Origin of the sequence: Microbacterium hydrothermale (assembly GCF_004854025.1) — a bacterium.
Lineage (GTDB): Bacteria > Actinomycetota > Actinomycetes > Actinomycetales > Microbacteriaceae > Microbacterium > Microbacterium hydrothermale.
On record NZ_STGM01000002.1, the window covers coordinates 583,381 to 605,297 of the forward strand.

15 protein-coding genes are annotated in these 21,917 nt (G+C 71.9%); 12 read left to right on the top strand and 3 right to left on the bottom strand.

Annotated elements, in window-relative coordinates:
* Positions 1-91 precede the first annotated feature (91 nt).
* Positions 92-1,141, bottom strand: a complete 1,050-nt coding sequence (locus FB047_RS06375) for a LacI family DNA-binding transcriptional regulator (protein WP_136586340.1) — start codon at positions 1,139-1,141, stop codon at positions 92-94.
* 77 nt (positions 1,142-1,218) lie between these two features.
* Between FB047_RS06375 and FB047_RS06380 the strand changes: the two genes are divergently transcribed.
* From FB047_RS06380 to FB047_RS06395, 4 genes are all read left to right on the top strand, one after another.
* Positions 1,219-2,457: an MFS transporter gene (locus FB047_RS06380; RefSeq protein WP_136586341.1), complete on the top strand. Its 1,239-nt coding sequence runs from the start codon at positions 1,219-1,221 to the stop codon at positions 2,455-2,457.
* Positions 2,458-2,715: 258 nt separating this feature from the next.
* A complete protein-coding gene (locus tag FB047_RS06385) occupies positions 2,716-3,900 on the top strand; it encodes an AbaSI family restriction endonuclease (RefSeq protein ID WP_136586342.1) in 1,185 nt (394 codons plus the stop codon).
* Between the two features lie 9 nt (positions 3,901-3,909).
* Entirely contained in the window at positions 3,910-4,608 is a 699-nt protein-coding gene (nucS, locus tag FB047_RS06390; protein ID WP_136586343.1) for an endonuclease NucS, read from the top strand.
* A gap of 109 nt (positions 4,609-4,717) precedes the next feature.
* The gene (locus FB047_RS06395; RefSeq protein WP_136586344.1) at positions 4,718-5,752 is read left to right on the top strand and encodes an ECF transporter S component; all 1,035 of its coding nucleotides are present in this window, start codon (positions 4,718-4,720) and stop codon (positions 5,750-5,752) included.
* A gap of 92 nt (positions 5,753-5,844) precedes the next feature.
* On the opposite strand, the gene FB047_RS06400 is transcribed toward FB047_RS06395, so the two are convergent.
* Entirely contained in the window at positions 5,845-6,405 is a 561-nt protein-coding gene (locus FB047_RS06400) for a hypothetical protein (protein ID WP_136586345.1), read from the bottom strand.
* A gap of 52 nt (positions 6,406-6,457) precedes the next feature.
* Here FB047_RS06400 and FB047_RS06405 point away from each other — a divergent pair, with 52 nt between their 5' ends.
* The 4 genes from FB047_RS06405 to FB047_RS06420 all read left to right on the top strand — a co-directional run bounded on the left by FB047_RS06405 (position 6,458) and on the right by FB047_RS06420 (position 18,208).
* Positions 6,458-14,149, top strand: coding sequence for a carboxypeptidase-like regulatory domain-containing protein (locus tag FB047_RS06405; protein WP_240752653.1), 7,692 nt, complete (start codon positions 6,458-6,460; stop codon positions 14,147-14,149).
* Between the two features lie 83 nt (positions 14,150-14,232).
* Positions 14,233-14,919, top strand: coding sequence for an HAD hydrolase-like protein (locus tag FB047_RS06410; RefSeq protein ID WP_136586347.1), 687 nt, complete (start codon positions 14,233-14,235; stop codon positions 14,917-14,919).
* Positions 14,912-16,108, top strand: a complete 1,197-nt coding sequence (locus FB047_RS06415) for a hypothetical protein (RefSeq protein WP_136586348.1) — start codon at positions 14,912-14,914, stop codon at positions 16,106-16,108. The genes FB047_RS06410 and FB047_RS06415 overlap by 8 nt, the downstream gene beginning before the upstream one ends.
* A gap of 36 nt (positions 16,109-16,144) precedes the next feature.
* Entirely contained in the window at positions 16,145-18,208 is a 2,064-nt protein-coding gene (locus FB047_RS06420) for a bifunctional lysylphosphatidylglycerol flippase/synthetase MprF (RefSeq protein ID WP_136586349.1), read from the top strand.
* A gap of 57 nt (positions 18,209-18,265) precedes the next feature.
* Here the strand turns inward: FB047_RS06420 and FB047_RS06425 are convergent, their stop codons facing one another.
* Positions 18,266-18,472: a cold-shock protein gene (locus FB047_RS06425; RefSeq protein ID WP_136586350.1), complete on the bottom strand. Its 207-nt coding sequence runs from the start codon at positions 18,470-18,472 to the stop codon at positions 18,266-18,268.
* Positions 18,473-18,803: 331 nt separating this feature from the next.
* On the opposite strand from FB047_RS06425, the gene FB047_RS06430 reads away from it, so the two are divergent.
* The 4 genes from FB047_RS06430 to FB047_RS06445 are packed head-to-tail and all read left to right on the top strand — an operon-like array spanning position 18,804 to position 21,878.
* Complete coding sequence (locus FB047_RS06430) at positions 18,804-19,412, top strand: GntR family transcriptional regulator (protein WP_136586351.1); 609 nt, start codon at positions 18,804-18,806, stop codon at positions 19,410-19,412.
* A gap of 48 nt (positions 19,413-19,460) precedes the next feature.
* On the top strand, positions 19,461-19,889 hold the full coding sequence (locus FB047_RS06435) for a hypothetical protein (protein WP_136586352.1): 429 nt from the start codon (positions 19,461-19,463) through the stop codon (positions 19,887-19,889).
* A gap of 4 nt (positions 19,890-19,893) precedes the next feature.
* The gene (locus tag FB047_RS06440; RefSeq protein WP_136586353.1) at positions 19,894-21,186 is read left to right on the top strand and encodes a sensor histidine kinase; all 1,293 of its coding nucleotides are present in this window, start codon (positions 19,894-19,896) and stop codon (positions 21,184-21,186) included.
* Complete coding sequence (locus tag FB047_RS06445; RefSeq protein ID WP_136586354.1) at positions 21,183-21,878, top strand: response regulator; 696 nt, start codon at positions 21,183-21,185, stop codon at positions 21,876-21,878. The genes FB047_RS06440 and FB047_RS06445 overlap by 4 nt, the downstream gene beginning before the upstream one ends.
* Positions 21,879-21,917: the final 39 nt, after the last annotated feature.

Here is a 21,917-nt window from a genome sequence, read left to right on the forward strand (position 1 = left end):
GGCCTCCTCGGGTTCGACGGGCGGATGCCCGGGCTCTCGGGGTGTCGAACCTATTCTATGCGGAGCATGAGAGTTCGCGGACCACGAATCCTCATGTGGTAGGCGGAGGGGCCGTCGTCGTCCCCGCGCGGAACACGCAGCGCAGGTCGAGACCCGAGGGCTCGGCGTCCTCGAGCATCGCCGCGACCGCCTCTCCGGCCGCACGTCCCTTCGCGGTCGCCGGCTGCACGAGCGTCGTGAGCACGTGCGGCGCGAGGCCGTCGACCACCACCCCGTCGAAGCCCGTGACGCTGACGTCGTGCGGCACCCGCAGTCCGGCCTCCTCGGCCGCGCGGATCACGCCCGCGGCCAGCAGGTCGCTCTGCGCGATGACGGCGGTGGGTCGGCGCTCGGGATCGGCGAAGATCGTGCGCCCCGCGATCGTCCCCTCGTCGATCGAGCTCGTCGCCGCCGCCAGCACGGGAGCCTCCGGGAACACCTCGCGCGCACCGGCCAGCCGATCCGCCGTCACGTCCACGCGCACGGGCGCCTCGGCATCCGCCCATCCGCGCCGCCGCGAGGTGTCGAAGGGCAGTGTCACGAGCACGACGTCGCGGTGGCCCAGGTCGTACAAGTGCTGCGCGGCCTGCCGCTGAGCCTCGGCGTTGTCGAGGAGCACGCGCGGCACGCCGTCGCCCGCGTCGCCCTCGACGACGACCACGGGGATGCCGCGACCGCGCACGATCTCGAGGGAGTCGCGCATGCGCGGGCTGCAGCCGATCAGCACGGCCGCGTCGATGGGGGCGGTGTGCAGCGACGGCTCGCTGACGGTCTCGCCGTCGTCGCGCAGGAGCAGCAGCGCCGCGCCCAGGCGCGAGACGCCGTCGGCGAGGCCGTCCATCATGTGCGTGGTGACCGGGTCGAGGAAGGCCGTGCCGAGGTGCGTGTCGAAGACGACGCCCACGATGCCGCTGCGGCCCCGGCGCAACGACGCCGCCCGCGGGTCGGGGCCGGTGTAGCCGAGCGCCTCCGCGGCGGCGAGAACGCGGGCCTTCGTCGCTTCGGACGTGGGCGTCTTGCCGCTGAACACCACCGATGCCGTCGACGGCGACACGCCGGCCTCACGGGCGACGTCGCTGATGGTGGCGCGGCGGGTGGTCACGGGCCGATGCTACCGCCGCCCCCTGGGTGTTCCGAATCGATTCGATCGATGTCGTATCGCTTCGCTACAGTGGCCGCATGACCCCGACCCTCACCCGCTCCCAACTCGTGCGCTGGCACATCGCCATCTGCGCCATCTTCCTGGCGAGCGGTCTGAGCATCTCCACGTGGGCCTCGCGCGTGCCCGCGATCCGCGAGTCGCTCGGCATCGAGAACTCCGGGGTCGGCCTGCTGCTGCTGGGCATGGGCGTGGCATCCATCATCGGCCTCTCGGTCGCCCCCGCGGTGATCGCCCGCGTGGGGGCGCGCTCGGGCATGCTCGTCGCCCTCATCCTGGTGAGCGCGGGCCTGGGCATCATCGGGTTCGGCGCCGACACCCTGCAGCTCTTCGGCGTCGCCCTCGTAGGCCTGGCTCTCTTCGGGTTCGGCAACGGCGCGGTCGACGTGATGATGAACGTCGAGGGTGCGGCGCTCGAGAAGGCCACGGGCCGCACGATCCTGCCGCTGCTGCACGCGTTCTTCAGCTTCGGCACGGTCATCGGCGCGGGACTCGGTTTCATCGCCGTCAGCCTCGGCATCCCCGTGCTCGCGCACTGCGTCGCGATGGCCGTCGTCATCCTCGTGATCGCCTTCGTCGCGGTCGCCAACGTGCCGCGGGCCGAGGTCGCGATGGACGCCCCCGCCGACGAGGAGCGCCCGCACTGGCGCGAGCGCCTCGCCACCTCGCTGCAGGCGTGGCGCGAGCCGCGCACGTACACGCTGGGCGTCATCATGCTCGGCATGGCCTTCGCCGAGGGCAGCGCGAACGACTGGCTGCCCTCCGCGGTCGTCTACGGCCACGGCGCTCCCGAAGAGGCGGGTCCGGCCGTGCTCGCGGTGTTCTCGGTCGCGATGACCGTCGGCCGCATCGCCGGTGGACCCGTGGTCGACCGCCTCGGCCGCGTCGTCGTGCTGCGCGTGCTCGCGGGCACCGCGGCTGCGGGCCTGCTGCTGTTCATCCTCGCGCCGTACGGGCCCCTCGTCTTCGTCGGGGCAGCCCTCTGGGGCCTCGGCGCCTCGCTCGGCTTCCCGATCGGCATGTCGGCCGCCGCGGACGATCCCGCCAAGGCCGCCTCCCGCGTGGCGGCCGCCGCGACCATCGGTTACGTCGCGTTCCTGTGCGGCCCGCCCATCCTGGGCTGGATCGGCGACCACATCGGGCTGCTGAACACCCTGCTGATCGTGGTCGGCCTGATCGTGGCATCCGGTCTCTTCTCGGGCGCGGCGAAGCCGCTCGTCGTCGAGGAGGAGAAGGTCGACGAGACCGCGCGTCGCTGACCGTGACGCCGACCGTGGGCGGCGAGGCGAGGCGCTTCGGCGGACAGCCGGACGGTGCCGGCGTCACGGTCTCGGTGATGTCGCGCCGAAGCGGCAGGGAGCGTTCGACGCGGTCGCGGCATGGACGCCGCCGAGCGACCGACCCGAACGTTCCCGAACGGACACTGCCGTCCGGGAACGTCCGCGATGCCGCGACCGTCGCCGGCCCGCGGGCCGTCCGCTCCTACAGTGAGGCCCGACCAGACAGGAGCGCCTCTCATGACCACTGCTCAGATCGCCACCGCCGGCATGCACCGTTCGACGTTCGAGTACCTCGTACGCACGCTCTCGACACGCACCGCCGGAAAGAAGTACGAGAGCTACGTCCTCAACCAGCTGTGGTTCGCGTTGGACGACCCGCAACTCCAACCGGTGGCCCAGCAGTTCGTCGACCGCCGCGCGCTGAACCCCGCGGTCGGGCTCGCGAACTTCGCCGCGGCCGCCCCCAGCGACGATCAGCGTCACCGCGCCTTCATCGATCTGTACTTCCCTCAGCTGCACGTGGGAGTCGAGTGCGACGAGGGACACCACTCCGAGCTGGAGGAGCGGCAGAGGGATGCCGGGCGGACGGCCGATATCGAGAGGCTCATCCCCGACTACGAAGAGATCCGCATCGACGTCGAGACGGACGACGACGGCCTTCCGGTCGATCCCGCGGCCGTGGACGCCAAGCTCGCGGAGGCCGTGCGGCGTATTCGTGAGCGCAAAGCGCGGGTGATCGCCGGGGACTTCGATTGGGGTCGCTTCGAGCCCTGGCAGACGGCCCTGGCCGACTGGCAGATCGCCCTCGCCGCGGGCCGCCTGCGGGCCGACGACGTCTTCCTCTACGCGCACAACGGACAGATTCGCGAACTCTTCGGTCGGGGAGACGGTTCGGGGACCAGGATCGACCGATTCCGCGGCGGCTTCCGCCTCGGCGACACCGGCTACGCCGTCTGGATGCCGACGCTGAGCGAGGCGAACGGTGACGGCGTCTACCGCTCGACCAACTCGAAGGGGCTGCTCAACGTCCTCTTCCCCGAGGGCGACGAGGTGGTCATCGGTCAAGCAGACCCCGCGCCGGACGCGGTCGACGCCCAGCTCGCGGCGAAGGAGGCGAACCGGGTACGCCGTCAGAACGGCGAGACGCCGCTCCCCGTACCGCCGCTCACCTACCCGCTCACACCCGAGGACTACCGGCAGGCGTCCCCGACGTCGTACTGGAGCGACGTGCGCCGGCTCACCTTCGCCCGCACCCGCGACGCGATCGGGCGCACCGGATACCGCTTCATCGGCGTGTTCCAGAACGACGGCGGCTTTCGTCGAGACGCGCGGGGCACGTGGTTCCAGACGTGTCGGCTCGTGGCATCCGAGATCGATCTGACGACCCTCGCGGCGTCCCCGGGGACGAACGGGCGCGATTAGGCTCGTCGGGTGCGTCTCGTCATCGCCCGTTGCTCCGTCGATTACACCGGCCGCCTCAACGCGCATCTCCCCCTCGCCACCCGGCTGCTCGTGCACAAGAACGACGGCAGCCTGCTGGTGCACTCCGACGGCGGCTCGTACAAGCCCCTGAACTGGATGAGCCCGCCCTGCAGCCTGACGCGCGAAGACCCCGACGAGGTCGACGTCGAAGACGGCGTGATCGAGCGCTGGCGCGTGACGCACGCCAAGACCGGCGACGCGCTGCTCGTGCGCATCCACGAGATCGTCCACGACACCGCGCACGACCTCGGCGTCGATCCCGGACTGATCAAAGACGGCGTCGAGGCCGACCTGCAGCGCCTGCTGGCCGAGCAGGTGTCGGTCGTCGGCGAGAACCTCACCCTCGTCCGGCGCGAGTACCCCACGGCGATCGGACCGGTCGACCTCCTGCTGCGCAACGACGACGGCGTCGGGACGGTCGCGATCGAGGTCAAGCGCCGCGGCGACATCGACGGTGTCGAGCAGCTCACCCGCTACCTCGAACTGCTCAACCGCGACCCGCTCCTCGCTCCGGTGACGGGCGTCTTCGCGGCGCAGGAGATCAAGCCGCAGGCGCGGGTGCTCGCCACCGACCGCGGCATCCGGTGTCTGACTCTCGACTACGACGAGATGAAGGGTGTGCAGTCGGGGGCTCCGCGCCTGTTCTGAGGGCTGTTCCGAACGATTCCGTACAGCGCGGCGCACGGATCCGATCTCCCGCGGCCCTAGCGTGGCTCTCGCCCACCTCATGGCGGAGGGGCGAGAAGGGGGAATGGTCATGGCGAGTTCTTCCGCGCCCGGGCATGAGACCGACAGCCTCGACCGGATCGCCGCGGATCTGCTCGCCCTGAAGGAGCGCACCGGCCGCTCGTACGCCGACATCGTCCGGCGGATCGGTCTGATGCGCATCGAGCGCGGGGTCCCCCACGGCGCCGCGACCCCTCCCCGGAGCACCGTCTACGACGCCTTCCGTCCCGGACGCACCTGGATCGACCCGGTCCTGCTGCGCGACATCGTGATCGCCCTCGACGTCGACGACGCGGACGCGGACGCGTGGGTCGAGCGATCGCTCCAGGTGCGCGAGGGCAAGCGGGCCCCGCGGCAGCGGGCGTCCACGGAGGCGGAAGGGGCGGAAGCAGGGGCCCCGGAGGAGGGCGATCCCGTCATCGACAGCGCCCCGAACCGGTGGCGCCTCTGGGCCCCCATCCTCCTCGGCGGCGTCGCCCTCAACCTCATCGGCATCGGGGTCGTCGAGGCACTCAAACTGTCGATCTACCTCGACATGCTCGGTACCGCCATCGTGGCGATCGTCCTCGGGCCGTGGCCGGCCGCCCTCGTCGCCCTGACCAGCAACCTGCTCGGGTTCAGCGTCGGCTCGCCCGGTGCGCCCCCGTACGCGCTCGTGAACATCGTCGGGGCGCTCGTCTGGGGCTACGGCGTGCGCCGATTCGGGGGCGGCCGTGATCTCGGTCGGTTCTTCGCCGTCAACCTCGTGGCGGGCGTGGCGTGCTCGCTGGTGGGCGCCTCGATCAGCGTCATCCTGTTCCACGGATTCCCGGGGCACGGATCGGATGCCGTCACCGCCATGCTCGAGACGAAGGGTCTTCCCCTCGTCGCGGCGGCGTTCTCCGGGAACATGCTCACGTCGCTTATCGACAAGGTGCTGACGGGCTTCCTCGCCCTCACCATCTGCCTGTGGTTGCAGCGGAGCGTGCGGATGCCGTCGACCGCCCTGCCGGTGGGACGGATCCTGGGTGCGGGGACGTCCTCGGCGACGACCGAGCCTTCCCGCGACGCTTCGCGCCGGGCCTGAGGCCGTCGCGTCTCGCGAGGCGCCCGCGCGCCGCGCGAGTACCGCCCGCCCGCGAAACGACGGGCCGTGAAACGCGATATTGCTCAGCGCGTTCACAGTGCGCTACAACTTAGCCAGCGGGACTCTTGCTCGCTGTTCATGTCGCAGGCACCCGACCTGCGCTGCAGGCCGTCAGGCCTCCCGGGGGGGAACATGCGCAGATCTGCGCGTTCGATGCTGCACGCTTTCACGACGGCTGTGGTGGGACTTTCTCTCGCGGGGTCGCTCCTCGTCGCGCCGGCCGCCTCGGCGGACACCCCCGTGGATCCCACACCGACCGCCACCGCGCGTGCCGTTGCGACGACTCCCGCCACCACGCCCGCACCCGCGGCGACGGGCACCGCGACGCCCGCGCCGACCCGGACACCCTCGCCCACTCCGGTGCGCTCCGCGTCGCCCACGGCGACGCCCACCCCCGCGCGTACCGCGACGCCGACACCCACCCCCGACCGCACCGCGTCGCCCACGCCGACCCGCAGTGCGTCGCCCACCCCCACGCCGACGCCCACGCGCAGCGCGTCGCCGAAGCCGTCGCCGGCTCCCGCGGTGACGACCGGGTCCCTTTCCGGAACCGTGTCCGTCCCCGCCGGGTCCACCATCACGACAGGGCTCATCAGTGTCGATGTGTCGGGACGCGGATCCTCGGGAACGACCGCGCGTACCGACGTGGCCCCGGACGGCACCTATCGCATCGACGGACTGACCCCGGGCACGTACACCGTGCACTTCTCGGCACGATCCGACGCCAACCTCCTGGAACAGTGGTGGGACGGCAAGGCCGACGCCGACTGGTCCAGCGGCGTCACCGTTCAGGCCGGGCAGGCCGTGACCGGCATCGACGCGTCCCTGCAGAGGGGCGCACGCGTGAGCGGTCGGGTGACGTTCCCCGCCGGAACGCCGAGCACCTGGGCCCAGGTCGTCCTGCACCCGTCCTCCGACCCGCACTCGTCGGCCGGGTACGCGACGGTCGACGCCGCCGGCGACTACACCGTGAGCGGACTGCGGGCGGGCGAGTACACCGTCGAGTTCCAGCCCGGCGCCTCCGCACTCGCTCCGCAATGGTGGAAGGACCAGCCGACGGCGGCCACGGCGACCGGCCTCACGGTGAAGGCCGCCCAGTCGGTCTCGGGAGTCGACGCGACCTTCCGGAAGGGCGCCGTGATCTCGGGGCGCGTCTCCGTGCCGACGGGCTCGTCGGCCGCCGACGCGTCGGTGCAGGTCTTCTCCGCCGCAGACCCGTCCGCGCCCGTCGCCTCCGGCGCCATCACCTCGGACGGCACGTACGCGATACCCGGCTTGGCCGCCGGAGCCTACAAGGTGTTCTTCACCGGCTCCGACGTTCTCCGCTCGCGCTGGTACGCGAACGCCGCCACCTTCGACACCGCGACGACGCTCACGGTCGCGCAGGGCCAGGTCACATCGGGCATCGACGCGACGCTGACGACGAAGGCGTCCATCGCGGGCGCGGTGACGCTCCCCGCGGGCATCGACCCGAGCGCGGGCTCCGTGACGGTGAGGGCCTTCTCCCTGACCGACGCCGCGACGGCGGCCGCCCAGACGACGCTGCGGGCCGACGGCCGCTACACCCTCACCGGCCTGAGCGCGGGTGGATACAAGATCCTCTTCGAGGCGGACGGACTCCCCGTCGTCGACGAATGGTGGAACGACAAGACCGACTACGACGCGGCAACGGTCGTCGTGATCACGGACGGGCAGCAGAAGACGGGGATCGACGCCACGCTGAGTCCGTCGTCCGCGATCACCGGGCGCGTGATCCTGCCCGACGGCGTCGATCTCGCCACCGGGTCGGTGTCGGTTCGCGCGTACACGAGCAGCGACGCCGCCGCACCCGTGGCCGAGACGACGGCGGGAGTCGACGGCACCTATCGCCTCGACGGCCTCGCGGCGGGGACCTACAGAGTGTCGTTCGTGCCGACGGGTCTGCCCCTGCTGCCCCGGTGGTGGAAGGATGCCGCCTCCTTCGAGGCGGCCGCGACCGTCACGGTGAGTGCCGGTGCGGTCGCCTCCGGGGTCGACACGCCTCTCCCCCGCAGCGCCACCCTGTCGGGTACGGTCGCTCTTCCCTCCGGCATCACCGGCTTCGATGGAGCGGTCACCGTCCGCGCCTACTCGTCGGAGTCGACCGTCGCGGCGACCACGACCACGTCGGCCGACGGCGCGTACCGCCTGATCGGGCTGCCGGCGGGGAGTTACCGCCTCCTCTTCCTGCCCTCCGGGGTCTCCGCACTCTCGCAGTGGTGGAAGGGTCAGGGCTCCTACGCCACCGCCTCGGTCGTGACGGTGACGAACGGGCAGGACCGCGGCGGACTCGACGTCACGCTGGCGCCGATGGCATCCGTCCAGGGAAAGGTGACGTTCCCGGCGGGCACCGCGAACGACCAGCTGAGCGTGACCGTCTTCCCGGTCGATCAGGGGACGATCCCCCGAGGAAGCGCGGTCGCGGCCGATGGTTCGTACCGCGTCGACGGCCTCGAGCCCGGCCGGTACAAGGTGCTCTTCGGGGTGGGATCCTTGCCCCTGGTCGAGCGCTGGTGGGACCAGAAGTCGTCGAAAGACACGGCGACGGTGCTCGAGCTCACGGCCGGTCAGCAGCGGACCGGGGTGAACGCCGCCCTGAGCGCGGCCGCCTCGATCTCGGGGAAGGTCGATCTGCCGCAGGGCGTCTCGCTCGGCAACGGTTCGGTCGAGGTCGCCGTCTATCCGGCGTCGTCGGCCGACAGCCCGATCGCCACGACCTCCGTCGGCCCCGACGGCACCTACACGGTGGGCGGACTTCGTGCGGGCGGATACCGCGTCGCCTTCCGCGGACACGACCTGCCCGTCCTCGAGCAGTGGTGGCAGAAGGCGACCGCCTTCAGCAATGCCACCACCGTCTCGCTCGTCGCCGGCCAGGCGCGCACGGGCATCGATGCGACGCTCTCCCGCTCTGCGACGATCACTGGTCGTGTCATCCTCCCCTCCGGTGTCGATCTGGCGACGGGGTCGGCGACGGCCGACATCTTCGTCTCCACGTCGTCGAACGCACCCCTGATGTCGGTCCCCGTCCGCTCGGACGGCACGTTCCGCGCGGTCGGCCTGCCCGCCGGCAGCTACAAGGTCCGCATCGACGCATCCGGTCTCCCCGTCGCTGACCAGTGGTGGAAGGGCGCCGCCGACTTCGCCACCGCAACGACCGTGACCCTCGCGGCCGGCGCCACGTCGTCACGTCTGGACATCGCGCTCGCGCGGTTGGCATCCGTCTCCGGAAAGGTCACGGTGCCCGCGGGATCGGCGTTCGGCCCCGACTCCGTGCGGGTCGAGCTCTACACGATCTCGCAGGAGCGCCCGGTGGCGTCCGCCACGGTCTCGCCGAACGGCGGCTACCGCATCGACGCCCTCGCCGCGGGAACGTATCGGGCGCGGTTCATCGCGTCGAACGCGCCCCTGGTCGAGCAGTGGTGGAAGAACCGCCCCGATTTCGGCACCGCCACCCTGCTGACCCTCGGCGACGGGCAGTCGGTCACGGGCGTGGATGCGGCGATGACGACGGGGGCCTCGATCACCGGCACGGTCGTCCTGCCCACGGGCTACCCGCTCGCGTCGAACGACGTCACCGTCTCGGTCTTCACCCCGCGCGATCTGTGGACGCCGGTGCACTCGGCATCCGTGTCCGCGGACGGCACCTACCGGGTCGCCGGTCTCGCCCCCGGGTCGTACCGCGTGCGGTTCTCGTCCGGAGGAAGCCAGCTCCTCGACCAGTGGTGGAAGGGTGCGACCAACGGCCAATCGGCCACGACCGTCACCCTCGCCGCCGACCAGGCGCTCCACGGCATCGACGCCGCCCTCTCGATCGCCTCGACGGTGTCGGGCCGGGTCATCCTGCCCGAGGGCGTGTCGATGTCGGGCGGATGGATCTCCGTCAATCTCAGCAACGTCGACGGGGTGAGCGAATCGGGTTACGCGTACGTGCAGCAGGACGGATCGTGGACCGCGCGCAAGATGCGGCCCGGCACCTACCTGGTGTCGTTCTCGGCATCCAACCTGCCCATCGCGAGCCGGTGGTTCTGGGAGAGCACTCTCGACGCGTCGAGCGCGAAGAAACTCGTCGTGGCCGCGGGCAAGAACCGCACCGGAATCGACAGCGCCCCGCCCCGGGGCGGAGACATCACGGGACGCATCACCCTGCCCAGCGGCATGACCACCTCGGCCGCGGGGCTGAGCGTCGCCGCCTACACGGCGACGGGATGGAGCCAGTGGGTCGCCGACGGGGTCGTGAAGGACGACGGCTCCTACGCCTTCGTCGGACTGGCCCCCGGCGACTACAAGCTGCAGTTCCGCGCGCAATCCACCCAGGTCGCTCCTCGGTGGTGGAAGGGGCAGAAGAGCTGGGCGAGCGCGTCTCCCGTGACCGTCGTCGAGGGCGGGCGCGTCAGCGACGTCGATGAGAGCCTGCCGCGTTCCGCGAGCGTCTCCGGGCGGGTGACGCTACCGGCGGGGGTGACGCTGAGCAGCGGCTCCCTCACCGTCGAAGCCTCCTCGGCATCCGGAGAGGACTCCGGCTGGTTCTCGACGAGGGTCGCAGCGGACGGCACCTACGTCCTGGCGGGTCTCCCGGCCGGCGACTATCGCCTGACGTTCCGTTCGTACGACCTCCCCGTGCTGCAGCAGTGGTGGAATGGCGCGACGGATGCCGCCTCGGCGACGACGCTCACCCTGACCGAGGGTCAGACGCGGACGAACATCAACGCGACCCTCGAGAAGGCCGCCACGATCGCCGGCCGCGTGACGCTGCCGGCGGGCATCACCCTCGGTCAGGGGTCGATCTCCGTCTCGGCCTCGCCGACGACGGGTTCGGGGTGGGCGACGAGTGCGCAGGTGCGCCCGGACGGGACCTACGCCATCCGGGGTCTGAGAGCGGGCTCCTACAAGATCAACTTCGTCCCCAGTGGCGTGCCGGTGCTCGGCGAGTGGTGGAACGACGTCCGGGATTTCGCGTCGGCGACGCCGGTGACCGTCACCACCGGGCAGGACCGGGTCGGGATCGACGCGACCCTCGCGCAGTCGGCGACGATCTCGGGCAGGGTGACGTTGCCCGCGACCCTCCGGGGCAGGGAGAGTCGCGTCTCGGTGTCGGCCACCTCGACGTCCAACCAGTGGCAGACGGTCTCCTCCACCTCCGTGAACCCCGACGGGACGTATACGTTGACCGGCATACCGGCCGGAAGCTATGCGGTGAAGTTCTCGTCGTGGGATCTCCCGATCTCACCGGAATGGTGGGACGACCAGACCTCCTTCACGACCGCGAAGGCCGTCGTGGTCGCGGCCGGGGCGGCGCGGACGGGCATCGACGCGACCCTCGCCCTCTCGGCCACCATCTCGGGCACGGTCAGCCTCCCCGCGAGCCTGAGCTCGTCCATCACGTCCGTGCGCGTCTCGGTCACCCCGGTCGACCAGTCGTGGTCGACCGTCGCCTCGGTCTCGGTCCGCCCGGACGGCACGTACACCGTGACCGGCCTGGTCCCGGGGGACTACAAAGTGAAGTTCTCCGCCGACAACACGCCCGTCCTGAGCGAGTGGTGGAAGGACAAGCCCGACTTCGCGTCGGCGACCACGATCACCCTGTCGGCGGCGCAGAACAAGACCGGGATCGATGCCGCCCTCGCGCGGTCGTCGACCATCTCCGGTCGTGTCACCGTCCCCTCGGGGGTCTCGGCCACGGCGATCTCCGTCAGCGCCATGTCGCCGAACAGCGAATGGTCCTCGATCGCCTCGACCCGCGCCGCCGCCGACGGCAGCTGGACCCTGAACGGGCTGCCCGCGGGCAGCTACAAGCTGAGGTTCACCTCGTCCGACGCCCCCGTCCTCGACGAGTGGTGGGATGACGCGACGGACTTCGTGTCGGCCCGCACGGTCGCCATCGCCGCCGGGGAGGACCGGACGGGCATCACCGCCACCCTCACCCGCGCGAATTCCCTCTCCGGTGCGGTGACGACCACGGGCGGCGCAGCGGTGGGATCGGCGACCGTCACCGTCTACCGGGCGGCGGCCGATGGATCGTGGGAGTGGGGCGGTTCGGCGAACGCCGACAGCTCCGGTGCGTACGCGATGAAGCGTCTCACGCCCGGTCGGTACAAGATCGCGGTCCAGCCGCCCTCGGGGAGCGGCCTGCTCCCGGAGTACTACAACGACAAGCCCTCGCTCGCCACGGCCACCGTCATCACCCTCGGCTCGGGCTCGTCGCGCGACGCGACGGCGAACGTGTCGCTGGCCACGGGCACGACCGTCACGGGTCGAGTGACCTATACCGACGGCACGCCGGTCGCCGACACCAGCGTGAGCCTCGTCTCGCGCTCGGGGGACCCCCGCTCGTGGGGCACCACGGATGCCAAGGGCGCCTATTCGATCAGCGGAGTCGCCGCGGGCGATCTCACCGCCGCCGTCAGAGTGGGCGGCGGCACCGTGTACACGGGGGCGGTCACGACTCTCGCCGCCGCCGGATTCACGCGCGTGGGCGGCGCGTCGGCGAAGATCGACGTCCGCGTTCCCGGCGTCACGGTGAGCGGGGTCGTGCGGTCGTCGGTCGGATCGAAGCCCGTCTCCGGCGGCACCGTCGCCCTGTCGTCACCGCGCACGGGCTACGGTTCCGAGGTCGCCGTCGGCACCGACGGGCGCTACACGGTCCGCGGTGTCACCGCCGGCAGCTGGACGGCGGTCTACCGCGCGCCCTCGGGGGGCGCGTACGCCTCCACCTGGTTCGGTGGTGTGTACGACGACGACCGAGCCGCCTTCTTCTCCGTCGGCAGCTCGGCGATGACGAAGGACCTCACGGCTCTGCCCGCGGGAGGGACCCTCTCCGGGACGATCGCACCCATGACGGGGGTCAGCTGGCCGTCGATCACCCTCTATCGATGGGTGGACGGGCGCCCGGTCTCGACCTGGACCGACAACCGCGGCGGAGGGACGACGTTCCGTTTCGAGGGCCTCGCGCCCGCCGAGTACTCGGTCTCGGTCAACGGCATCTTCGCCGGGGGCGCTGTGGCGGCCGAGAAGGCGCGGAGGTTCGACGTCGCCGCCGGTTCCTCCGTCGACGTCGGAACGGTGGATGCCGCGCCCGCCACGACGGCGGGGACGATCGCGGTCACCGTGTCCTCCCCCTCTCCCTCCGCCACCCGGGTCCTCCTGCTGAACGCGGCGGGATCCGAGATCGCCGCGTCCACCACCGTCGCCTCCTCGTCGTCCCTCACGTCGACGTTCTTCGTGCCCAACGGCACCTACCGAGCCGTCGCGTCGACGTCGGATGCCGGTCGGGTGCAGACCTGGTACGGCGGCGCGTCGGCGGCATCCGCGACGAAGATCGTGGTGACCGGAGGCGCGCGCAAGACCGCGTCCTTCGCGCTCGCCCGAGGAGACGGGGCCGTGGGGGGCAAGGTGGTCGCCGCGACGGATGGTCGAGTCGTCGTCGGAGCAGCGGTGAGATTGACGCCGCTCGGCGACGCGAACTCACCGGTACCGGGCTCCGCCGACACGTGGACCTGGCCCGTGGTGTACACCGGCGCCGATGGGACGTTCGCGCTGCCCACGAGCACGATCGCGGGTCGTTCCTATCGACTGGACGTCGCGGCCGCACGCAACGGTCGGGTGCTGCTGTCGAAGACGTTCACCGCCGCGGTCGGGACGAAGAGCTTCACCCTCTCCCTCCCCTCCGCCGGCTCGGTCACCGGGGCCGTCGTCGACCCCGTCGGCGCCGGGGCGGTCATCGGGCAGAGCGTGGTCCTCTGGCGCGACGGGGACACCTCCCCGACCGGCTGGGTGCAGACCGACGAGACCGGCTCGTACCGCTTCGACGGTCTCGCGCCCGGGACCTATCGCGTGCAGATGGGCGAGGGCGAGGACGGGGGCAGCCGCGTGTCGGCCCTGGCTCCGGGGTGGGCGGCGGCATCCCGCACCCGAGAAGAGGCGACGGCCGTGGTCGTGACAGCGGGCAAGACGGTCACCGTCCCCACCCGCACACTCGAGCGGGCGGGCGTCCTCGTCGGCAGGGTCGCCGCTCTCGGCAGGGATTCGACGACGAGATGGACCGATGCGTTCCTCTCGGTGAAGGATGCCAAGGGCCGCGTGGTCGCCGAGGCCTACAGCGCGCATGCGGCCGGCGGCTATTCGGCGTCGATCCCCGCCGGAACGTTCACCGTCTGCGCCCGTCCGACCGACGCGGGCACCGGCCTCGCGGAGGTCTGCCGCTCGGGGGTGACCATCGCCGCCGGCGCGACGTCGACGAGCGTCGATCTCACGATGCGGCCGAACCCGAAGGGGTCAGCGACGGTGGCTCCGTCCGCGCGCCTCCTCGCGACGGCGGGGTGAGGCGCCTCCGGCCGCGGTGGGGGTCCCGGCGTCGACGTGCGTGGGGGCGCCGATGCGCGCGGGTCCGCCGGTAGCGTGGACGCATGCCCGCACGCTCTCCCTTCTCCTGCATCCTGTGGGATGTCGACGGCACCCTCGTCGACGCATCGGAGGGGATCCTCCGGCGCCTGACCGTCACCCTCGAGCATTTCGGACGCCAGGCCCCCACGCGCGGCGAGCTGTCGCACTGGATCGGTCCCCCGATGTTCGAGTCGTTCCAGGCGAACGTCGGCATGACCCCGGAGCAGGCGACCGAGGCCGTCACCTTCTACCGGGGCCTCAACAAGAAAGAGGGCTACACGGTCAGCGCGCGCCTGTACCCGGGCGTCGCCGACCTCATGCACGAACTGCGCGCCGCCGGCATCCCCCAGTCGACGGCGAGCTCCAAGCCCGAGGTGCAGGTCGTCGCCCTGATGGATCACTTCGACCTCGCCCCCGACCTCGACGCGATCGTCGGGGCCAGCCTCGACGAGCGCACGCTCAGCACGAAGGCCGACATCGTTCGTGAGGCGCTGCGGCGGCTGGCCGCGAACGGCGTCGACACCTCCCGTCCCGTCCTGATCGGCGATCGGCACCACGACGTGGAGGGCGGAGCGGATGCCGGGGTCCCGGTGATCTTCGTGCGCTGGGGCTTCAGCTGGCCCCACGAGGCCGACGGAGCGCAGGCCGCCGTCGACGATGTCGCGCAGCTGCGGGCGCTGCTGCTGGTGGACGACTCCGCCGGTGCCTGACCTGAGTGCGGCGCTGCCGTTCGTCATCGCCCTGGCTGCGGCGCTCGTGGTCGTCGCGGTGATCGTCGTCGCGGTGCGGCGCCATCACCGTTCGCCCCACATGCGCGCGGCGGCCGATGACGCGGCGGCACAGGCGGCGGAGGCGCTTCTGCTTCTCGATGACGCCGTGGACGATCTCGACGCGGCGTTCGAGGCGGCCGACGCCCTCGACGCCCCCGACGCGCCCACCGACCTGCGGCGAGCGCGCACCGCGGCCCGGCGCGACCGCGATCGCGGATTCGTCGATGTGTCGGCCCTCGACGACCTCGCGACGAGCCCCTCGCGGCGGCGCGACCAGGCGCGACGCGTGGCGCAGGCCCTCGGCGCGGCGCGCGAGCGCGTCCACACCCTCGGCGACCGACTCGAGACCTGGGCGGCGGCGAACCGGACTCCCGCCGCCCTCCTGGCGGCGGCGCGCGCACGACGCGGCGAGGTGGTCGCGGCCATCGGCGACCCCGAGCCCCTCCTCGTCGTCCTGCGGCAGCGCTTCGATCCCGCGGACGGGGCCGACGCCGAGCGGGCGGCCGCCGCGGCCACTGCGGCCCTGTCGGAGGCGGATGCCGCCCTGCGCGACGCGCAGCGCGACGCGACTCCCGCGTCCCTCCAGCGGGTCGTCCGGGCGCTCCGATCCGCCTCGCGTCACGGGAGTGCCGTCGAGAACGCGCACCGCTTCGTGCTGCAGGCGGCCGACAACGCCGGCGGCGAGATCTCGGCCGCGCGTGACGAGATCGAGACCGCTCTGGCGATGGCCGCCGCACGTCCGGCCGACGGCGCCGCGTCCGCGACGGGCGTGCTGAGCGAGGCGCTCCGCGACCTCGATCTCGCCTCCGCGTCCGTCTCGCGCCGGCCGGGTGAGGCCATCGCGACCGTCGCCCGCGTGCGCGAGGTGCGCGATGTCGCGCTCGGCGACGCGCCGAATCCCCGCCAGCGGATCGAAGCGGCCCGGGCCGCCCTCCCGGGGACCCTGGCCTGTGCGCGGGCGGCCTTCATCGCCGCCGAGGCGCGCGACGACCGCCCCCTCATCGCCGACCGGCTGCGCCTCGAACGGGCGCGGCGCGAACTGGCGGCGGCCCGCGCGGCCACCGACGCGACCGACGCGCTCGCCCACGCCCGGGCCGCGCGGCGCGCGCTCCTCGACGAGAAGAGCTGAGGCGGCGCGGGCGGCCTGTGCAATAGCGTGAGCGGCATGTCGGACACGTCCCGGTCTCCTCGAGCCTCGACCGTCGCTCGCCGCGTCCCGGTCACCCTCGGGCTCGCCGGCATCCTGCTCCTCGTCGGACTGCTCGGAGGCGGCCTCTGGTCTCCGTTCTCGGCGTCGCCGCTGTTCCCCGACATCGCGTACGGGCTGCCGGCGTTGGTCGAGGGTCGGTGGTGGACGCCGATCACCGGTACCTTCTTCGTCGACGCGCCCTGGGTCTACCTCGCGGGCGTCCCCGCCCTCGTCGCGATGGGGTTCTTCGAGTACACGCGCGGGAGCCGTCTCACCGCGGTGTATTTCGCCGGCGGCCAGCTCTTCTCGGTCCTGGGGGCCGCCGCGTTCCTCGCGGTCGCCTCCCTGCTGCCGTGGTCGTGGGCGCAGCAGCAGGCCGGCGTCCTCGACGTCGGTCCCTCGGGAGGCGTCTTCGCCTGCATCGCGGGCGCCCTCGCCGTCCTGCCCTCCCCGTGGCGCCTGCGCGCCTGGACGGTCTTCGCGGCCGCCCTCTCCGTCGCCTTCGTCTACTACGGATCGCTCCCCGACCTCGAGCACGTGCTGGCCGTGGGCCTGGTCCTGGCCGTGGACCGCTCGCTCCGCCCGCAGCGGGTGAGCGTGCGCGAACAGCGTCTGATCGCCTTCGTCGTGGTGTGCGCTCTCGGCGCGATCGAGATCCTCGGCTACGTCGCACCGATGACCGGTCCGTTCGGGTCGTCGGCCGCGACCTCGGGGTCGTGGGTCGACGTCGCGATCAACACCGTGATCGTCCTCGTCGTCGCCACGGCCCTGCGCCGCGGCCGGCGGTGGGCGTGGATCCTCGTCCTGCTGTACTGCGTGGCCAACGTCCTCCTGGTCCTCGCGATCCTCGGCATCCTGATCGTCGTCGGTCTCTCCGGGATCGAGGCGCAGCTCGACACCGACGTCACGAGCATCCTGGCCTCGTCGGTGCTGTGGATCGTGGCATCCGTCTACTTCGTCCTCGTGCGCGGGGCGTTCCGGGCGCGGCCCCGCGCCGCGCTCGGCGATGCGACCCCTCCCTCGGTGGACGAGGTCGAGAACGAGCTGCGCGCGACGGGCGGGGGGACGCTGTCGTGGATGACGACGTGGGAGGGCATGTCGTACGCGCGGTTCGGGCGCGGCATCGTCGCCTTCCAGCGCCGCTCCGGCGTCGCTCTCGCCCTGGGCGATCCCCTGGGCCCCGAGGCGGATCGCCCGACCACGGTGCGTCGGTTCGTCGAGCGGGCGGAGGCGGCCGGCCTCGCCCCCTGCTTCTTCAGCGCCGGTGAGTCCACGCGCGCCGCCGTGCCCGAGGGCTGGCGATCCCTCGTGGTCGCCGACGACACCGTCGTCGACCTCCCGGGCCTGCAGTTCACGGGCAAGGCGTGGGGTGCGGTGCGCACCTCGCTCAACCGCGCGCAGCGGGAGGGCATGACCTTCCGTCTCACCCGGCTCGCCGACGAACCGTGGGGCGTGCGTCAGCAGCTGCGGGCCATCTCGGAGAGCTGGGTGGGAGACAAGGGCCTGCCCGAGATGGGGTTCACCCTCGGCACGCTGCACGAGGCGGCCGACCCCGAGGTGCGACTGGCCCTCGCGATCTCGCCCGCGGGCGACGTCGACGGCTTCCTCTCCTGGCTGCCCGTCTACGGGGAGGGACGGGTGCGCGGCTGGACCCTCGACCTCATGCGCCGTCGGGACGGCGGCTTCGGCCCCGTCATGGAGTACCTCATCGGCTCGTCGGCCCAGCAGTTCTCCGCCGAGGGCGCGGAGGTGCTGTCGCTCTCCGGCGCCCCGCTGGCTCACGAGTACCCCCCGGATGCCGGTGCCATCGCCGATCTGCAGGCGCGCATGGCCACGTTGCTCGAGCCGGTCTACGGGTTCGCCTCGCTGCACCGGTTCAAGCAGAAGTTCCACCCGCGGTACGAGACGATGTACCTGCTGTACCGCGACGAGGCCGACCTCACGCGCATCGGCGCCGCCCTCACCCGGGCCTTCCTGCCGCACGCGACGCTGCGTCAGTTCGCGGCCGCCGGAATCGACCTCGTGCGGCAGGAACGCTGATCGCCCCGACCCTCGCGGCGACGCGGGGACGGGGCGGACCGGCGGGAGCCGGACGCGTCAGAGCGCGCGGATGTTCTCCGCCTGCAGACCCTTGGGGCCCTGTGCGATCTCGAACTCGACGCGCTGGTTCTCCTCGAGCGAGCGGTAGCCGCCGGACTGGATCGCGCTGTAGTGCGCGAACACGTCCTGCCCGCCGTCATCGGGGGCGATGAAGCCGAAGCCCTTCTCCGAGTTGAACCACTTGACCGTGCCCTGCGTGCTCATCGTGATGCCGTTTTCCGCTTGAGCCGACGCCGTGCGCGCCGGACTGTGCCCCCACGGTAACGGCCACCGCGGTCGACCGCACGGCACCGTGACACAAACGTTGCGCCGGCCCGGAGGAGGCCGGATCGGCGGGCGATGAGCCCGAAGCCCATACGACGCCCGGGCTGAGCAGAGCTCGAAGCCCGGGCGTCGACGGATCCCCCCGGATATGCCACGCGATGCGTGACGGCGATCACTTTACCGGCGCGCGACCGCGCGCGCGACACGAAAACGAAGAATCAGTCAGTTATGTCGATGTTCTGTGCTAACGGAGAGTCGTAAAATCCGCCTCATGGATGGTCGGCGACGCGCTTCGGCCCTCGTCGACGATGCGTACCGCTCTCTCGGCGAGGCCATCGTCGACGGTCGCCTCCAGCCCGGCGACCGGTTGCGAGACGTCGAACTCGCCACGCTCATGGGCATCTCGCGCACCCCCGTCCGCGAGGCCCTGCAGCGGCTGGAGCGGATCGGCCTGGTCGAGGTCGCGGCCAACCGCTACACGCGCGTCGCCGCCCTCAGCGACCGCGCCCGCACCGACATGCGGGAATACGCCGCGCACACGATCGCGTCGGTCATGCACGTCGCCCTGGCACGGGCCACCGACGACGAGATCGCCGCGACCCTCCCCCTCGTCGACGCCCTTCGCGATGCCGAGTCATCGCGCTCCTATGTGGCGGCGGCGCTCGATCTGTACGGGCACCTGGTGGCCGAATCGCGCAATGTCGTGTTCCGCAAGGCCTTCGAGCAGACCGACCTCGTGCTGCGACGCAATCTCGACGGCTGGGTCAGCATCGACGACGACACCCGCGAACCGCTCTTCCGTCATCTGCGCGAGCAGATCGCCCGGCGCGACGCGAACGGCGCCTGCTGGAGCTTCCTGACGTTGCACGGCTTCGCGTGAGGGTGCAAGATCGCGCGGACCGCGGCGACGCGACGCTACCGTGACGGCATGTCCCACATCGAGTTGCATCCCCTCTCCGACGACGAACGGGATGCCGCCTACGACGCGGTTCGCGCCAGCAGCTCCGCGTGGCCGCGGGGCGTCTTCGACGACCGCGACTCGTTCGAGACGTGGGTGCGACGCTCGGACGTGACGGTCTACACGATCGCGCAAGGCGACCGGGTGGCCGGAATCGGAGCGGCGATGGACGTCGACGGAGACCGGGAGATCCTGCTGGCCGTCGCCCCCGACGCCGACGCCGACGCGCCCACCGAGGCGCTGCGGCAGCTCACGGTGCGCGAAGCGGAACGGCCGCTCTACGCGTGTGTCTCTGCGGACGACCGCCCCGCCCACGAGATGCTCGCGCGCATCGGCTTCGTCGAGCACGAGCGCGACGGCGCCGACGTGGTCTACGTGCTGCCGCCGACGTTAGAGTGACGCGGTGCCGACGACTGAGGATCCCCCCGCACCGACGCTGACGGATGCCGACGGCTTCACCCGTGTGCTGGGTCGGCCCCGATCGATGGCGGTGTTCGTCGCGATCGTCTTCGTCGTTACCGTCGTGCAGGCGCTCATCAACCCCCTCACGGGTCTGCTGGAGGGCGAGTTCCCGTGGGAGGGTCCGCCGCCGCTGTCGGTCGTCATCGCCCTCGTCGTCGTCGGCTGCGCCGCACAGAGCGCCTTCCTCTTCCTGTGCGCCCGCGCGCCGCTGGTCGCCCTGGCCGGAACGGCCGGGTGCTACGTCGCCCTCGTCGCCGGCCTGTCCATCCCCCGCTGGCTCACCGCACTGCCCCTCGTGGTGGCGGTGGCCGTCTTCTTCGTCGCCCTGTCTCGGCGCGCGGTGGTCGCCGTCGGCGCCGCGATCGCGGTCGTGGCGGTCGTGAGCCTGTCCCTTCTCGCGTGGGCGGTGTCGACGGGGGTTCCCGCCGGCGTCGTCGGGGGCTTCACCCTCGAGACCGTCCTCTCCGTCGGCGCCCCGATCGCGGGGGCGACCGCCCTCGGCATCTGGTCGTCCCGGCGACTCCGCGCGTTCCGTCGCACGCGGGCCGAACTGGCCGAGGCCGCCGCCGTGCACGCGGCCGAGATGGAACGCGTGACCACTCACGAACGCGCCCGCATCGCGCAGGAGCTCCACGACGTGGCCGGACAGCACCTGGCCGGGCTGCTCTCCCTGGCCGACGCCGCGGTCGACATCGAGGTCCTCGACACCCGGCAGGCGTCGGCGCTCATCTCGGAGATGCGTGCCGAGGGGCGCTTCGCCTCAGCGAGCCTCTACGCGGCCTTGCGCGATCTGCGGATCCAGAACGGCTCGCGCGTCGAGCCGACCCTCGACCTCCGTTCCCTCGACGGTCTGCGCGACTTCTGGTCGGCGCGCGGCATGCGCGTCGCGGTCGAGGTGCGGGGGGAGATCGCCGACCTCCCGGCGATGGTCTCGACGACGGCGTATCGCGTCGTGCAGGAGGCCCTCACCAATGCCGGCAAGCACGCCCCCGGCGCCCCCACGACGGTCGAGGTCGACGCGTCCTCGACGACCCTTCTCCTCTCCGTGCAGAACGATCCCGCGACCGTCCCGCGCACCGCCCGCGACGCGGAGGGGCTGGGATGGGGCCTGACCGGCATGGCGGAGCGCGTCGACCTCATCCACGGGAGCCTCTCGGCAGGTCCGCGCGACGACGGGGGCTGGGCCGTGGTCCTCCGTGCGCCGATCGGCGCCCTCGACCCGGTGAGCCGATGACGACTCCGAACGACGAGGTCAGCGTCCTCATCGTCGACGACAACCGCACGGTGCGGCGCGGCATCCGGCTCCGCCTCGAGAACGCCACGGGCATCCGCGTGGCCGGCGAAGCGTCGAACGGCCAGGATGCCGTGGTCCGGGCCCGTGCGGAGAGCGTCGACGTGGTCCTCATGGACCTGCACATGCCGGGCATGGACGGCATCGAGGCGACACGATTGATCACCGCCGACCGGCCCGACCGCTGCCGCGTCATCCTGCTGACGAGCGAGGTGTCGGACGCGTTCCTCGTCGATGCCCTCGACGCCGGCGCGAGCGGATACCTCCTCAAGGGCCACGACAGCGATCAACTGCTGCCGGTGATCCGCGGGGCGGCGGCCGGCACGGCGACGATCTCGCCGCTCGTCGCTCCCCGACTGCTCCGCGAATTCCGAGCGGCCCGCCCGGCCCCCGCCGATCCGGAGCGACTCGCGCTGCTCACCGCCGCCGAGCAGCGCGTGGTGGGTCTGCTCAGCAGCGGAGTGACCTCGAACGACGACATCGCGCGACACCTCTGCGTGTCGGTGAACACCGTGCGGAGTCAGACGGCCGCCGCCCTGCGCAAGCTCGACCTCGACGATCGCACGCAGCTCGCCCTCTGGGGCGCGCAGAACGGTCTGAGTCGACGCGACACGTCGTCCGAACGGATGAAATAGCCCGCCGTCGGCCCTCGTCATCCGTCCGGATGCCGCGAG

Coding starts and splice junctions, on each gene's coding strand:
- FB047_RS06380 (WP_136586341.1), top strand. CDS start 1,219: ATGACCCCGACCCTCACCCGCTCCCAACTCGTGCGCTGGCACATCGCC.
- FB047_RS06385 (WP_136586342.1), top strand. CDS start 2,716: ATGACCACTGCTCAGATCGCCACCGCCGGCATGCACCGTTCGACGTTC.
- FB047_RS06395 (WP_136586344.1), top strand. CDS start 4,718: ATGGCGAGTTCTTCCGCGCCCGGGCATGAGACCGACAGCCTCGACCGG.
- FB047_RS06400 (WP_136586345.1), bottom strand. CDS start 6,405: ATGAGCCCTGTCGTGATGGTGGACCCGGCGGGGACGGACACGGTTCCG.
- FB047_RS06410 (WP_136586347.1), top strand. CDS start 14,233: ATGCCCGCACGCTCTCCCTTCTCCTGCATCCTGTGGGATGTCGACGGC.
- FB047_RS06420 (WP_136586349.1), top strand. CDS start 16,145: ATGTCGGACACGTCCCGGTCTCCTCGAGCCTCGACCGTCGCTCGCCGC.
- FB047_RS06425 (WP_136586350.1), bottom strand. CDS start 18,472: ATGAGCACGCAGGGCACGGTCAAGTGGTTCAACTCGGAGAAGGGCTTC.
- FB047_RS06430 (WP_136586351.1), top strand. CDS start 18,804: ATGGATGGTCGGCGACGCGCTTCGGCCCTCGTCGACGATGCGTACCGC.
- FB047_RS06435 (WP_136586352.1), top strand. CDS start 19,461: ATGTCCCACATCGAGTTGCATCCCCTCTCCGACGACGAACGGGATGCC.
- FB047_RS06445 (WP_136586354.1), top strand. CDS start 21,183: ATGACGACTCCGAACGACGAGGTCAGCGTCCTCATCGTCGACGACAAC.